Annotated in this window: 11 protein-coding genes and 1 tRNA gene; 5 read left to right on the top strand and 7 right to left on the bottom strand. The window is 63.5% G+C overall.

Features of this window, described 5'->3' with window-relative positions; translation table 11 throughout:
* Positions 1 to 3 precede the first annotated feature (3 nt).
* Positions 4 to 1,746 carry a TadG family pilus assembly protein gene (locus tag RFM41_RS05145; RefSeq protein WP_320246515.1) on the bottom strand — a complete coding sequence of 581 codons (1,743 nt, stop codon included), beginning with the start codon at positions 1,744 to 1,746 and terminating at the stop codon, positions 4 to 6.
* Between the two features lie 20 nt (positions 1,747 to 1,766).
* Positions 1,767 to 2,336: a TadE/TadG family type IV pilus assembly protein gene (locus tag RFM41_RS05140; RefSeq protein WP_320246516.1), complete on the bottom strand. Its 570-nt coding sequence runs from the start codon at positions 2,334 to 2,336 to the stop codon at positions 1,767 to 1,769.
* Positions 2,337 to 2,507: 171 nt separating this feature from the next.
* Here RFM41_RS05140 and RFM41_RS05135 point away from each other — a divergent pair, with 171 nt between their 5' ends.
* The 4 genes from RFM41_RS05135 (at position 2,508) to RFM41_RS05120 (ending at position 7,956) form a co-directional block, all read left to right on the top strand.
* Complete coding sequence (locus RFM41_RS05135; RefSeq protein WP_320246517.1) at positions 2,508 to 4,100, top strand: peptide ABC transporter substrate-binding protein; 1,593 nt, start codon at positions 2,508 to 2,510, stop codon at positions 4,098 to 4,100.
* 178 nt (positions 4,101 to 4,278) lie between these two features.
* On the top strand, positions 4,279 to 5,202 hold the full coding sequence (locus tag RFM41_RS05130; RefSeq protein ID WP_320246518.1) for an ABC transporter permease subunit: 924 nt from the start codon (positions 4,279 to 4,281) through the stop codon (positions 5,200 to 5,202).
* Positions 5,195 to 6,319, top strand: coding sequence for an ABC transporter permease (locus RFM41_RS05125; protein ID WP_320246519.1), 1,125 nt, complete (start codon positions 5,195 to 5,197; stop codon positions 6,317 to 6,319). The genes RFM41_RS05130 and RFM41_RS05125 overlap by 8 nt, the downstream gene beginning before the upstream one ends.
* A 17-nt stretch (positions 6,320 to 6,336) precedes the next feature.
* Positions 6,337 to 7,956: an ABC transporter ATP-binding protein gene (locus RFM41_RS05120; protein WP_320246520.1), complete on the top strand. Its 1,620-nt coding sequence runs from the start codon at positions 6,337 to 6,339 to the stop codon at positions 7,954 to 7,956.
* Between the two features lie 21 nt (positions 7,957 to 7,977).
* On the opposite strand, the gene RFM41_RS05115 is transcribed toward RFM41_RS05120, so the two are convergent.
* From RFM41_RS05115 to RFM41_RS05105, 3 genes are all read right to left on the bottom strand, one after another.
* Entirely contained in the window at positions 7,978 to 8,319 is a 342-nt protein-coding gene (locus RFM41_RS05115) for a hypothetical protein (protein WP_320246521.1), read from the bottom strand.
* A gap of 65 nt (positions 8,320 to 8,384) precedes the next feature.
* Positions 8,385 to 9,293, bottom strand: coding sequence for a beta-1,6-N-acetylglucosaminyltransferase (locus RFM41_RS05110; RefSeq protein WP_320246522.1), 909 nt, complete (start codon positions 9,291 to 9,293; stop codon positions 8,385 to 8,387).
* A 264-nt stretch (positions 9,294 to 9,557) separates the two neighbouring features.
* A tRNA-Pro gene (locus tag RFM41_RS05105) sits at positions 9,558 to 9,634 on the bottom strand.
* Between the two features lie 191 nt (positions 9,635 to 9,825).
* Between RFM41_RS05105 and RFM41_RS05100 the strand changes: the two genes are divergently transcribed.
* Positions 9,826 to 12,063: an AGE family epimerase/isomerase gene (locus RFM41_RS05100; RefSeq protein ID WP_320246523.1), complete on the top strand. Its 2,238-nt coding sequence runs from the start codon at positions 9,826 to 9,828 to the stop codon at positions 12,061 to 12,063.
* A 64-nt stretch (positions 12,064 to 12,127) separates the two neighbouring features.
* On the opposite strand, the gene betB is transcribed toward RFM41_RS05100, so the two are convergent.
* Together betB and betA are read right to left on the bottom strand one after the other, a co-directional pair.
* Positions 12,128 to 13,591 (bottom strand): betaine-aldehyde dehydrogenase, encoded by a 1,464-nt coding sequence (gene betB, locus RFM41_RS05095; RefSeq protein ID WP_320246524.1) that lies wholly within the window; start codon positions 13,589 to 13,591, stop codon positions 12,128 to 12,130.
* Between the two features lie 53 nt (positions 13,592 to 13,644).
* Positions 13,645 to 15,297, bottom strand: coding sequence for a choline dehydrogenase (gene betA / locus RFM41_RS05090; RefSeq protein ID WP_320246525.1), 1,653 nt, complete (start codon positions 15,295 to 15,297; stop codon positions 13,645 to 13,647).
* Positions 15,298 to 15,300: the final 3 nt, after the last annotated feature.

Here is a 15,300-nt window from a genome sequence, read left to right as displayed (position 1 = left end):
GACTTACTGGACCAGCACCGAGCGTCCGCAGGTGGCGCCTGTCACCCGCACATCGGCCTCGCCGACGCGCACGCCAAGCGCCCCGAGCACGTTATAGACGAGGCTGTCGACCGGCGCGGTCACGCCGTTGAGCAGCGTCGTCACCGCCGGCTTCACCGTGCCGAGCAGGGCGGTCACGTCAATGCCGAGCCCCAGCGCATTGACCGAAAGCGACAGATTGTTGACCAGCGATGTCGTCAGCGACTGCGTCAGGTTCTTCGTCGACACCGTCTTGATCGCCTTGTTGGCAATGTCGGTGGCGTTGAAGGTCAGGTTGGTCGGTGTCATGTTGGTGACCGAGAAGGCCGACGATCCGGTGACCTGCAGCAGGTTGAGGTTGATGAGCAGCAGCTTCAGGCTGACGTCCGCAATGTCTGCATCGGAGAAGGATTGCGGCTTGGTGAAGTCCGCGAAGCCGCTTGCGCTGCTGTTGGCGAGATGGGCTGCGACCACGCCCGGCTGCGCGGCGATCGAAACCTGGATGCTGGAGGGACCGGTCGGGCAAGTGATATCGGTCAGCTTGGCTTCCGCATAGGCGACTTCGACATTCAGCGGAAGGTTGACGGCAAGCAGGCTGATGCCGCCGCCGAGATTTGAATTGCCAAGGGTAACGCTGGCGTTGAGCTTGATGCGCGTCTGAGCGGTGCGCACCACGGTGCCGGCCTCCCCAACCGCCAGCCAGGGCGAATTCTGCATGGGCTCGCCGATCGCGATAGCAAGCGTCGTCGATGTCAGCCCCGGTATGGTCGCGCCGAGATTGACCGTGGCCTGGTTCGTGCCGTTGGCCAGGGAGGCGGCCGCCGTCAGCATGCTGAGCGCGCTGGCGGTGACCGAAAGGCCCGCGGGCTTTTGTCCCAGGCCAAGATTGCCTACAGAACCGAGGTCGACGAGGGTGTTGAGCGGAATTTTGATCGTGCTGGTGGCCTTGCTCGCGATCGAACGCAGCGCGAGGCTGCTGGTGCCGTCAAGTCCGGGCACATTGGCCATCGCCGTTGCGATCTGGCCGACTGTCGCTTTCGAAGCCAGCACATCTGAGTAAGAACCCGCCGAGATGTTCAATTGCGTTGCCAGGGCGCTGACGAAAGACAGCACATCGACGTCAGCGGAAATCAGCGAATTGTAGTCCATCACGCTGAGCGAGATATTCCCGCCCAGCAGGCCGCTTAGCAGGGCATTGAGAATCCCGCCATTGAGGCTGGCGAGCCGCGACCCAATCGAAAAGGCCGCTTGCGGTTGCGCGCTGGCGATTGCCGTCGTGCCGATGGTGGGCGGCGACATGATTGAGCCGGCGAAATAGAGCGTGCCCTGCTTCTTCAGCGAAACCTGGACGGCATTGTAGGGAAGTTGGCCGGCCTCGAACCGGCTTCCGGTGGCGATGGAACTCGTGCCCGTGTAACGCCCCTGCACGATCTGTACGACCGCCTGGCTGGAAGTTGGAGCGATGTTTGTACCGGGCTGCTGAACGGTTACTGAATTGAGTCCGTTGTCCTTCAGTGTCGTCAGCACGGCCTGCTGCGCATTGTTGATATTGGCGGCCGCGGTGATCGCGGCAAGGTCGACGATCGACTGCGCTGCCCGGCGCTCGTTGTAGAGCGAGCCTTCGTCGACCGCGAAAGCGGTCAGCGCCAGCGCCACCGGCGTGCATAGCGCCGTCATGACGGCAAAATTCGCGCTGCGGTCGGCGAGCAGCTTGCGCGTCGCCGCCATCAATCCCCCCTTGGCCCGCATCATATGCCTCCGACGCGGATCGTCGATTGGCTCTGGATCGTCGTGCCCGGCAGCGGCAGGGTCTGGAACAGGTTCCAGATCGGCAGGTTGCGCGCATCGTAGCTGACCGAGACGACGAACTGGCTGCCGTCGGCGGCGCTGTCCTGCGCGTTGACGGTCAGCTTGTTGGGATCGACGAAGGGATAGCCCGAGACGTCGTGCGCGATGAAATCGCTGACCAGCGCCTGTCGCTCGGTCTGATTCAGACCAGCAATCGCCGTGCGCGCCGCATCGGCGGCGATCTGCTGCACGGAGTGGCTGGCGCCGAAATAGATTCCGTATGCAACCATGCCGAGCAGAAGCAGGATAAAGATCGGCGCAAGCATGGCGAATTCGATTGCTGATGTGCCCGTGGCGTCAACCCGGAAACGGCACCACGAAGCGGGGAATTTTCGGTTTTTCAGCATGATGCGGAGAATGCCAAAACCTGCCTGCAAAAACAGAAAACGCGTCGAACAACCGGCAGGTGTGCCAAGTTGAAGACAAGCTTTAAGCTTTAGTTTTCGCTGTTTTAGCGTGATGACGCTCACTTTGCGTCAAGCAGGCAGTGGTTGAAATAAGATTTCCGTCTGTCTAGTCTCCTGCCACCAGCCGCCGGAAGGGACCGGCGGCACGCCTGAAACGGGGCCGTTTCAACGGTTCCGGGGTGTCAAAACTTAAAAAGGCGCGGCTGAGGGGCTGCGCCGACAGGGAGAAACTTCATGCTGAAAAACATGCTGAAGGCGACGGTGTTCGCCACCACCATGGCTCTGGCCACAGGCTCCTTTTACACGCATGCTTTTGCCGAAACCGTCTACAACCGCGGGGCCGCTGCCGAAGCGGAGACGGTCGATCCGCACAAGACGTCGACGGTCTACGAAGCCGATATTATACGCGACCTGTTCCAGGGTCTCGTCATGCATGACCAGAAGACGAACCTCATTCCGGGCGCCGCCGAAAGCTGGACTGTCTCCGACGACGGCACTGTCTACACTTTCAAGCTGCGCAAGGACGGTCTCTGGTCGGATGGCAGCCCGGTGACGGCCGACGACTTCGTCTATTCGTTCCATCGGCTGGAAGATCCGGCCACTGCTGCAGAATACGCTTCGATGCTCTATCCGGTGAAGGGCGCCGAGGACTTCAACACCAAGAAAGGCAAGGCAGAGGATATGGGCGTGAAGGCGATCGACGCCAACACGCTTGAAGTCACGCTCAAGGCTCCGACGCCATATTTCCTGGAGATGCTAACCCACCAGGCGACCTATCCGGTCAACAAGGCTTCCATCGACAAGCTCGGCGCCGATTGGATCAAGCCGGGCAAGCTGGTCTCCAACGGCGCCTATACGCTGGCGGAGTGGGTTCCCAACGACCATATGAAACTGGTCAAGAACCCGAAGTTCTGGGACGCTGCGAGCGTCAAGCTCGACGTGGTCAACTACATTCCGACCGAAGATCGCTCGTCGGCGATGAAGCGTTTCGAGGCCGGTGAGCTCGACAGCTATGGCGACCTGCCGACCGAGCAGCTCGCCGATCTCAAGACGAAGTTCGGCGACCAGATCCGTGTGGGGCCGTATCTTGGCACCTATTATTATGCGATCAAGACCGACAAGGCGCCGTGGAACAACGTCGAGCTGCGCAACGCCATCTCGATGGCGATCGACCGCGACTTCCTCGCCGAGAAGGTCTGGCAGAACTCGATGCTGCCTGGATATTCGATGGTGCCTCCGGGCATCGAGGGCTACACGCCAGCGCTGGCCAAATATGCGGACATGCCGCAGATCGACCGCGAGGACGAGGCCAAGAAGATCCTGGAGAAGCTCGGCTACACGCCCGAGCATCCGCTGAAGATGGAGATCCGCTACAACACTTCGGAGAACCATAAGAACACGGCGGTCGCCATCCAGGAACAGCTGAAGCCGCTCGGCGTCGAGGTGACGCTGCTCAACACGGATACCAAGACCCACTACGGCTTCCTCGAGCAGAAGGGCAATTACGACGTCGCCCGCGCCGCCTGGATCGCCGACTACAAGGATCCGGAGACGTTCCTCGGCATCTCGCGCAAGGCAAGCGGCAACAACTACTCGAACTACGACAGCCCTGCCTATGAAGCCGCGATGGACAAGGCAGCCGCCGCCGGCGGCAAGCCGGAAGACCGCATGAAGGACCTCGCCGCGGCCGAGCGTATCCTCGTCGACGATGTCGGTGAGATCCCGCTGCTCTACTACAGCTACCACGACATCGTGTCCTCGAAGCTGCATGGCTTCGACGACAACGTCATGGACATTCATCCGTCCCGCTTCATCTCCAAGGACTGACAATCAACCTTGGCCGTGCCGCCGCTTTCTCTTTTTGGGAGCGGCGGTCGCGGTCTGTCGTCGTGCCGGGCCGAAAGTCGGATTTAATTTCGTCGGGTCGGGTGCGAAGATCAGAGATGCCAGCGCGCCACGGATCTTCGACTGGAGAGCCTGTCGCCCTGGCTGAAGCGGGGCGCCGATGCTGCGTTATGTCTTCCGGCGGCTATTGACCGCCATCCCCACGCTGTTCGTCATCGTGACAGTGGCGTTCTTCCTGATCCGCGTCGCGCCTGGCGGCCCGTTCAACCAGGAGCGTGGCCTGAGCCCCGAGATCAGGGCCAATCTCGAAGCCCAGTTCGGCCTCAACGATCCGCTCTGGCTGCAATATGTCCACTATCTCGGCAATCTTTTGCGCGGCAGTTTCGGCCCGAGCTACAATCTGCCGGATTTCACCGTCACCGAACTCTTCGCCAAGGGCCTGCCGATCTCGGTGCAGATCGGCACCTCGGCGCTGGTGCTGGCGCTGCTGTTGGGCTCGATCCTCGGCACAATCGCGGCACTCAACCAGAATAAAATAGCCGACTACTCGGTGATCGCTTTAGCCACCGCCGGCAGCACCATCCCCACCTTCGTCACCGCGCCGTTGATCCAACTCCTCTTCGGGCTGTCCTGGAAGCTGTTGCCGATCGGCGGCTGGGGTGACGGTGCCCTGATCAACAAGGTCGGGCCGGTGCTGACGCTCGCTCTGCCGCAGATCGCGATCGTCGCCCGCCTTATGCGCGGCTCGATGATCGAGAGCCTGCGCTCGCATCATATCCGCACCGCCCGCGCGCTCGGCCTCTCCGACTGGTCGGTGGTGGTCAAGCATGCGCTTCGCGGCGCCGTGCTGCCGATCGTGTCCTTCACCGGTCCGGCGGCGGCGGCGCTGCTCACCGGCTCGATCATCGTCGAGACGATCTTCTCGATCCCCGGGGTCGGCCGCTATTTCGTCGATGCGGCGCTTAACCGCGACTACACGCTGGTGATGGGAACCGTGGTGGTGATCGCGCTCTTCACCATCGTCTTCAACCTGATCGTCGACCTGCTCTATGCGGTCGTCGATCCGAGGGTGCGCTATGACTGACCTTGCCGTCGCCGTGCCCGAGCCGATCGTCGGCCGCTCGCTCTGGGGCAACGCCTGGGCGCGGCTCAAGCGCAACCGCGCCGCCATGTTCAGCCTCTATTATCTGGCGTTCATCGCCGTCATCAGCGTGTTCGGCCCGATGGTTGTGCCCCATGAATACACCACCATCTATGGCGACTATGTGCGCACGCCGCCGAGCCTTTCGGCCTATCCGAAGCCCGACATGATCCAGGGCGCGCTCACCGACGCCATCAAACGCATGCGCGTCGACATCAAGGAGTGGCACCAGGATGGCAGCCGCGTGATCGTGACCGTCACATCCAAGAAGCCGGTCGACGACCGCAACATCCGCTATCTCGACCGCTCCGACGCCTTCGACGACACCAGGATTGAAAGCAAGTCGCCCGACGGCCTCGAGATGACGATGAGTTCCGCCATCAAGCAGCAATATTTCTTCTTCGGCACCGACAACACCGGCCGCGACCTGCTCTCGCGCACGCTGATGGCCGGGCGCATCTCCTTGGCCATCGGCCTGCTTGCCGGCGTTGTCGCCGGCGTCATCGGCGTCATCTACGGTGCCACCGCGGGCTTTGCCGGCGGCAGGGTCGACGAGGTGATGATGCGCATCGTCGACGTGCTCTACTCGCTGCCCTTCATCTTCTTCGTCATCATGCTGGTGGTGTTCTTCGGCCGCAACTTCGTGCTGATGTTCCTCGCTGTGGGCGCGGTGCTGTGGCTCGACATGGCGCGCATCGTGCGCGGCCAGGCGCTGTCGATCCGCAGGCAGGAATATGTCCAGGCGGCGGAAGCCATGGGCGTCGGCCAGCGCGGCATCCTGCTGCGCCACGTCATCCCCAACCTGCTCGGGCCGGTGGTGATCTACATGACGCTCTTGGTGCCGCAGGTCATCATCCTGGAGAGTTTTCTCTCCTTCCTCGGTCTCGGCGTGCAGGAGCCGATGACCAGCTGGGGCGTGCTGATCTCGGTCGGCGCCAAGAACATCGGCTACGCCAACTGGCTGCTTCTGTTCCCCGCCTTCTTTCTCGTCTCGACGCTGTTCGCGCTGAACTTCGTCGGTGACGGCCTGCGCGACGCGCTTGACCCAAAAGATCGATAAAGATGGGGATCGCTGAGATGACTGCTTCCGAAACGATCCTCAGCGTCAAGGACCTTCGCGTCCGCTTCCAGACCCTCGACGGCACCGTCGAAGCGGTCAAGGGCATCAACATCAAGGTCAATGCCGGCGAAACGGTCGCCGTCGTCGGCGAATCCGGTTCCGGCAAGAGCCAGACGATGATGGCGGCGATGAGCCTGCTTTCCTCCAATGGCGAGGCGACCGGCCAGGTCGACTATCGCGGCCACAACCTTCTGACCATGTCGAAGAGCGAGCTCAACAAGGTGCGCGGCCGCAAGATCAGCATGATCTTCCAGGAGCCGATGACCTCGCTCGACCCGCTCTACACCATCGGCAACCAGCTTATGGAGCCGATCCGCCGCCATCGCGGCCTGAACGCGCAGGCCGCGCGTGAGGAAGCGCTGAAGCTGCTCAGGCTGGTGCATATCCCCGATCCCGAACGGCGCATGAAATCCTATCCGCACGAGATGTCGGGCGGCCAGCGCCAGCGCGTCATGATCGCCATGGCTCTGGCCAACGATCCCGACATCCTGATCGCCGACGAGCCGACGACGGCGCTCGACGTCACCATCCAGGCGCAGATCCTGATGCTGCTCGCCGAATTGCAGTGCAAGCTCGGCATGGCGATCGTCTTCATCACCCACGACCTCGGCATCGTGCGGCGCTTCGCCGACCGTGTCTATGTCATGCGCCAGGGCGAGGTGGTGGAGGAGGGTGATGCGGAGGCGCTCTTCGCCAACCCGCAGCACGCCTACACCAAAATGCTGCTCGCGGCCGAGCCGACCGGCACCAAGGCGGCTCCGCCGGCCAATTCGCCCGTATTGCTCGAAGGCAGGAATGTCGAAGTCGTCTTCAAGATCGGCGGTGGCTTCCTCGGCGGCGAGCCGCTGATGCTGCGCGCCGTGGACAAGATATCGGTGCGGCTGAAGCGCAACCAGACGATCGGCATCGTCGGCGAGTCCGGCTCGGGCAAGTCGACGCTCGGCCGCGCGCTGCTCAGGCTCTTGCCCAGCGACGGCGTCATCCGCTTCGGCGACCGCGATATCTCGGAGGCCGACCGCCAGGCGATGCGGCCGCTCAGGCGTGAACTGCAGCTCGTCTTCCAGGATCCGTTCGGCTCGCTGTCGCCGCGCATGACCATTGGCCAGGTGATCACCGAGGGGCTTTTGGTGCACGAGCCGTCGCTCACCGGCAAGCAACGCGACCAGCGCGCCGTCGAGGCGCTGCGGGAGGTAGGGCTCGATCCCAATGCGCGCAACCGCTACCCGCACGAATTCTCCGGCGGCCAGCGCCAGCGCATCGCCATCGCCCGCGCGATGATCCTGAAGCCGAAAGTGGTGGTGCTGGACGAGCCGACCTCGGCGCTCGACCGCTCCGTCCAGAAGCAGATCGTCGAGCTGCTGCGCAAGCTGCAGGCCGACCACGAACTGTCCTACCTCTTCATCAGCCACGACCTCGCGGTGGTGCGCGCCATGGCCGACTACATCATCGTCATGAAGCAGGGAAAGATCGTCGAGGAAGGGCCGACGCAGGAGATCTTCGACAATCCGCGCGAAGCCTACACCCAGACGCTGATGAACGCCGCGATCGATTCGACACGGTTTCGCATGAGTGCCTGAAGCCGTCGTGCCGCGCTTGGCTTACTGGGCGGCTGGACACCTCTGCCTCCGCGTCGCGACGATCACCTGCTGCTGTTGCTGCAGCCTGTCGATCCGGGCGGTTTCGCGATTGGCCACCGCTGTCTTCACACGCTCGCCGCCGAGCAGCCAGTTCGGCACGCTCGTATTGGCGACCTTGCCGCGAGCGATTGCGGTGCGTGAAATATCGGTGGCGGTGTCTCCGACCGCATTGTTGAGCTCGGGGCAGGTCATTTTGTCGTATTTCGCCGGGCTGATCGATGCGGTGGTCGACGAGCATGCTGTCGCGAACAGCAGAATGGCGGTCAAAATGAGCGGCAAGGCCGTTGTCGGCATGAATTTCATTCTCGCTCCTCGCTCGACGCGGTGACGGCGACAGGCTCAGCATAGCCGCCTCGGGCCCGTCTGTCTCAATTGGCGGCCTCAAATCCTCTGCTGCGCGCCCGGAGGTCATCCAGTTGATCACAGAGTCCGGCATCTTCCCCGTGCTCGATCTTGCGGCAGAAGAACGCGCTGGACTTGAGGATATCCGCAAGATCGGTGCGGGTCAGGAGCTTGGGAAAGCGGCCTTTCTCATCCGTCGCGGTGTAGCGCAGATTATCGGTCGCGCGGTTGGCCCAGTATTTGCTGTTGCGCAAAAGCATGTGGGGCTCCATCTCGTCAGGGATTGCCGTCCGCGCGAAGAACCTCTTGATCTCGGGGTCGAGCATCCCTTGCACGATTGTCTCTATCGCTTCGCGGGTCAGCGTGAACCATTGCGAACCGAATGTGGGCAGCAGGCCGGCGGGGAGCTTCCGGTCGACGCCCAGCGCGCCTTGCAGGCGAATGCTCGATAGGCGCTTGCGGCGGGACGATACCAGCCGTTCATATGGCCAATAGCAGGAGAACCTGTTGCTGAGGTCGTCGGGTGTTTCGCCCGGCAGTCCTTCATGCGTCACCGAGACGTATTCTTGAGCATGGTTCTGGTGAAGATATGTCGCGAAGTCGTCGATGCTTCGCACGGGGTAGTCGGACCCGCTTAGGAGCGAACCATACAGAAATGGGTGGTCGAGCAGGCGCTGCAGGGCCTGGAGGGTCGCCTCGACGATAGAATAGCCTCCCCACCGGCAGGCCACCATGCTGAACACGTCTACGTTCGGCAGGTCGGAAAGCCGGCTCCGGAAGCCGGCAATTGCCGGAGCGCCAACCCTTGTATCGAGGTGGACGACGATCCTGTCCTGCGGTCGCCGGATCGCTCGGATCAGCCGCTCGGTGTGGCCGAGTTGGCGGTGGGCCAGGATGACAAACCCCAGTCTTGCATCGGTTGCATCACTCCACACGATTCTCCCGCCCCCAAGCCGCCCGCACGGCCTTTGCCCGACCCTTCGGGCCATCCCCAACGCGGTTCGTCGCCGCCGGCGCCGATGTTAAGAAATTCGTGGCGGAAGCGATAGTTTCCGTGAGCATTCCCTAAAAGGAGATTTCGGCAATAGCCAATGCGTTGTCTCACGGCCATCTCATGTTCTCGTCTTGTTTCAGAGACGAGAAATGCGCAAAGCCTTGCAACGCAAGGGATTGAGGCCGATTGTCGGGGAGCTTCGATCTGGTCGGAGTGGCAGGATTTGAACCTGCGACCCCCTCGTCCCGAACGAGGTGCGCTACCAGACTGCGCTACACTCCGTGACCAGACCGCGGGCTTATAGCTGCCACTTTCCGATCCTGCAAGCGGCAATGACAGCACTTCTGTCGCATTTCCGTTCTTTCGCGAAGCTTGCCCGAATGGCATAGGATTTGGCTGTCGGGTAAAGGCGGGCTTAAAGGCTTTTGCCGTAAGTCCGACCCTGGGGAGCCGGACTTTTGACAGGGTCGTTCATGAGCCAGCGCATCGTCAGTTTCGTCATGAGCGGAGGCGTTGGGTCGCGGCTGTGGCCGCTGTCGCGCGAGGACAATCCCAAGCAATTCCACGACTTCTCGGGCGACGGCTCGATGCTGGCCAAAACCTTGCGCCGTCTGGCGGCGCGCCCGCAAGGCGAGACGCCGATTTTCCTGATCGCCGCGGAACGTCATGCCGAGCGCGTCCATGCCGACCTTGCCGGTCTTGATCTGGCCGGTGGCGGACCGCTGTTCGAGCTGACGGGCCGCAACACGGCGGCGGCGGTAGCGCTGGCCTGCCTGCGCACGCTCTCCGAATATGGCGACGAGCTGGTGCTGGTGGTGCCGTCGGATCACGAAATATCGACGCCCGGCCAGTTCTGGCAAAGCGTCGAGGCGGGCGCCGGCGCGGCGAATGCCGGCCGGCTCGTGGTCTTCGGCCTCAAGCCGACTCAGCCCGAGACCGGCTATGGCTATATCGAGGTCGGGGCCGGCAGGGACGGCGTCTTCGACGTCTCGCGCTTCGTCGAGAAGCCCGATCTCGCCACTGCGCAGGCCTATCTCGACACCGGCGGCTTCTACTGGAACACCGGCATCTTCCTGTTCCGCGCCGGCGCCATGCGCGACGCCTTCGCAGCCTACGAGCCGAAAATCTGGCGGGCGACGGAGGCCGCCTACAAGGCTGCGACCAGCGACCTGTCCGGCCTCTATATGCCGCTGGAGCTTTATTCCGCAATCCCGTCGACCTCCATCGACTACGCCATCATGGAACGTGCGAAAGACATCGCCATGGTGCCGGCCGGCTTCCGCTGGAACGATCTCGGCTCCTGGCAGTCGCTGCTCGATGTCGGCCCGTCTGATGGGCAGGGCAATGTCATCGTTGGGGACGTCGTGGCCATAGATTGCGAGAACTCGTATATCCGCAGCGAAGGCCGCCTGCTGTCGGCCATCGGCATGAAGGATGTGGCGATCGTCTCAACCGCCGACGCGACTTTCGTCGCCCCTGTCAGCCACAGCCAGCATGTCAAGAAGATCGTCGAGCAGCTGGAGAAATCCGGCCGGTTGGAGACCAGGTTCACGCCGGCGCCCGACCGCGTCATCGAGAGCGGCGCCTGGCAACGACGCGTGCATCACTGGCTGTTCGACGAGACATTGCCGCTGTGGTCGACCATTGGCGTCGACGAGCGCCATGGCGGCTTCCACGAGGCGCTGGGCTTCGATGCCTCGCCGCTGATGAAGCCAAAGCGCATGCGCACGCAGGCGCGCCAGGTCTATGCCTTCGCGGTCGCCAAGGAGCGCGGCTGGGACGGTCCAGCCGACAGGCTGATCGCGCACGGCATCGACTTCATGGTGGGGCAGGGCCGCACCGAGCGTGGCGGCTGGGTGCGCACGCTCAACATAGACGGCTCGGTCGCCGATCCGGTCGAGGATGCCTACGACCATTCCTGCGTGCTTCTGGCGCTCGCGCACGCTCATATGTCAGGCCATCCCGACGCGTTGCGGCTCGGCGAGGAGACGTTCATCTTCCTCGATGCGCATCTGGAAGACGCCCGCATGACCGGCTTTCTGGAAACCTCCGACGGCGCGGAGGAACGCCGCTCCAACCCGCACATGCACCTGCTCGAGGCTTTCCTGGCCTGGCACAAGGCGACGGGCGAGCGCGCCTATCTGCGCCGCGCGGCGCGCATCATCGACCTCTTCCGCAGCCATTTCTTCGATGCCGAAAGCTGGGCGCTCGGCGAATATTTCGACGAGGGCTGGAAGCCGGCGGCGGGTGAGAAGGGGACCTGGACCGAGCCTGGCCACCATTTCGAATGGGCCTCGCTGCTGGTCGATTTCGCCGCCCGCAGCGGCCAGGGCGAGCTCCCGGCCTTTGCCCGCAAGCTCTATGCCTCGGCCATTGCCAACGGGCTCAACCGTGCTACCGGCCTTGCCTATGGCGCGGTCTCGCGCCAGGGCCTGCCGCTCAACACGGTCTCGCGAAGCTGGCCGCAGGCCGAGGCGATCAAGGCGGCGATCGCGCTTGATGGCTCTGTCGGCCCGGACCTCAAGCCCGAGATCGAGGCTCGCGTCGGCCGCCTGTTCCGCTGGCACATAGACCCGGCACCGCTCGGCCTCTGGATCGACCGCATCGATGAGCGCGGCCGCTCACTGGCGACCGAGGTGCCGGCGAGCATTTTTTATCATCTGGTCTGCGCGCTGACGCAGTATCTGGACGGGACGGTAGGGAAGGGGTGAGCCAGAAGCAGAAGAGACCGTAGGCCTCATTCCTTCCCGCCGACGTTCGCTATCTGTCAAATTCTCAATACGGGCTCGCCACATCCCCGGTCTCGACATAGACCGCCTTGAGCTGCGAATAATGCGCCAGCGCGGCAAGCGAATTCTCGCGGCCGATGCCGGACTGCTTGACGCCGCCGAAGGGCATTTCCACAGGCGTCAGATTGTAGGCGTTGATCCAGCAGGTGCCGGCCTGCAGCTCGGCGATCACCCTATGCGCACGCGGCAAGTCGCGCGTGAAGACGCCGGCGGCCAGCCCGAACTCGGTGTCGTTGGCGCGCTCGATCACCTCGTCCTCGTTGTCGAATTTCAAGACGCTCATCACCGGCCCGAAAATCTCTTCGCGCGCGATCCGCATGCCGTCCGTCACGCCGGTAAACACCGTCGGCTCGATGAAGAAGCCGCCCTCGAAACCTTGCAGCGACGGCACGTTGCCGCCGAAGGCGAGCGTGGCTCCATCCTGCTTGCCGGCGGCGATGTAGGAGACGACCTTCTCCTGCTGAAGCCTGTTGACCAGCGGCCCCATCTGCGTGTCCGGATCGAGCGGATCGCCGATCCGTATCTTCTTGGTGCGCTCGACCAGCCGCTCGACGAAGCGGTCATGCAGGCCCTTTTGCACGAAGACGCGCGTGCCGTTGGAGCAAACCTGACCGGTCGAGTAGAAATTGCCGAGCATGGCGCCGCCTATGGCGTTCTCGAGATCGGCGTCGTCGAAGACGATCAGCGGCGACTTGCCGCCGAGCTCCATCGTCGCGTGCTTCATCTTCGAGCCGGCGAGCGACAGCACCTTGCGGCCGGTCGGCACCGAGCCGGTCACCGAGACCTTGGCGACAACGTCATGGCCGACAAGGCCGGCGCCGACATCGCCATAACCTTGCACGACGTTGAACAACCCGTCGGGCAGGCCGGCCTCCGAGTAGATCTCAGCCAGCGCCAGCGCCGACAGCGGGGTGTTCTCCGACGGCTTGAACACCATGGCGTTGCCCATGGCCAAGGCCGGCGCCGACTTCCAGCCGGCGATCTGGATCGGGTAGTTCCAGGCACCAATGCCGACACAGACACCGAGCGGCTCGCGGCGCGTGTAGGCGAACGGTCCACCGAGATCGATCATCTCGCCATTGAAGGCGGCGACCGCTCCGGCGAAATATTCAAGGCAGTCGGCGGCCGAAGGCGCATCGGCCACCAGCGTCTCCTGGATCGCCTTGCCAGTGTCGAGTGTCTCGATGCGGGCGAGATCGGCATTGCGGGCCCGCAGGATGTCGGCGGCGCGGCGCAGGACGCGGCCGCGCTCGACCGGCTTCAGCCGCGCCCATGCGGGCTGGGCGGCTCGCGCGGCCTCGATGGCGAGCTCCAGCACGTTCGGCGTCGCCGAATGCAGCGTCGCGATGGTCTCGCCGGTCGCCGGATAGATCACCGGCAGTGGCGCGCCGCCTTCGTCCTCGATGTAGCGGCCGTTGACGTAGTGCGATGCCGTCGGTTGGGCGCGCATGGTCTTCTCCGTTCGTAATCGCCGGGCGGCGAGGGCGCCCGCCCGATCATGCGCTATCTGTCGGCCACCTGCCAGCGCGGATTGATCCAGGGTTCCTGGTTGGAGGGCGCCAGCGGGGTGCGGCCAAGGATGTGGTCGGATGCCTTCTCGCCGGTCATGATCGAGGGCGCATTGAGGTTGCCGTTGGTCACACGCGGGAAGATCGAGGAGTCGGCGACGCGCAGGCCCTCGACGCCGATCACCCGGCATTCCGGATCGACGACGCTGGTCGGGTCGTCGGCGCGGCCCATCCTGCAGGTGCCGCAGGGATGATAGGCGCTCTCGGCATGGTCGCGGATGAAGGCGTCGAGTTCGTCGTCGGTCTGCACATGGCTGCCCGGCGAGATCTCCTTGCCGCGAAAGCCGTCGAACGCCTTCTGGCCGAAGATCTCGCGCGTCAGCCGGATGCAGTGGCGGAACTCGCTCCAGTCGTCCGGGTGTGACATGTAGTTGAAGCGGATCACCGGCTTCGTCTTCGGGTCAGGCGAGCGCAGGCTCACCGAACCGCGCGACTTCGAGCGCATCGGCCCGACATGTGCCTGGAAGCCGTGCGACTTCGCCGCCGACTTGCCGTCATAGCGCACCGCCGCCGGGATGAAGTGATACTGGATATCGGGGTAGTCGACGCCGGCCTGCGAACGCACGAAGGCGGCCGCCTCGAAATGATTGGTGGCGCCGAGCCCGCTTTTGAAGAACAGCCACTGCGCGCCGATCAGTGCCTTTGAGAAAGGATTGAGCACCGAGTTCAGCGTGATCGGCTTGGTCGATTCCTGCTGGATATAAAGCTCCAGATGATCCTGCAGATTGGCGCCGACGCCCGGACGGTCGGCGATCACCTGGACGCCGTTCTCCTGGAGATGCGCGCCCGGACCGATGCCGGACAGCATCAGGATCTTCGGCGAATTGATCGACGACGCCGCGACGATCACCTCACGCCGCGCCTTAACGACCTGAATCTTTTTGTTAGCTTCGATCTCGACGCCGGTCGCGCGTTGATTCTCGATCACCACGCGCCGTGCGAAACCCTTGAGCAGGCTAACATTCTTGCGTTTGAGCGCCGGCTTCAGATAGGCGTTCGCCGCCGACCAGCGGCGGCCGCCCAGAATCGTCTGCTCCATCGGCCCGAAGCCTTCCTGCTTCGAGCCGTTATAGTCGTCGGTCAGCTCGAAACCGGCCTGGCGGCCGGCCTCCATGAACGCACCGTAGAGCGGGTTCTTGCGTGTGCCGCGTTGCACATGCAGCGGGCCGCCTTTGCCGCGCCAGCCCTCCTCGCCGCCGTCGGAATCCTCCATGCGCTTGAAATAGGGGAGCACGTCGGCGAAGCCCCAGCCGGCGGCGCCCTGTTCGGCCCAGTGGTCGAAGTCATGCGCATGCCCGCGCACATAGACCATGCCGTTGATCGAGGACGAGCCGCCAAGCACCTTGCCGCGCGGCGTGGCCAGCACGCGGCCGCCGAGATGCGGCTCCGGTTCGCTGGCAAAACCCCAGTCGTAGAGGCTCATGTTGAGCGGGATCGACAGCGCCGACGGCATCTGGATCAGCGGTCCCATGTCGGTGCCGCCGAACTCGATGACGATCACCGAATGCTTGCCGTCCTCCGACAGCCTGTAGGCCATGGCCGAGCCGGCGGAGCCGGAGCCGATGATGACGAAATCCGCTTCAAGCATCGT

Source organism: Mesorhizobium vachelliae (assembly GCF_033977325.1).
GTDB classification, from domain to species: Bacteria; Pseudomonadota; Alphaproteobacteria; order Rhizobiales; family Rhizobiaceae; genus Mesorhizobium; species Mesorhizobium vachelliae.
Note: the sequence above shows the minus strand (reverse complement) of the source record. Positions and strands in the feature narration are given on the sequence as shown.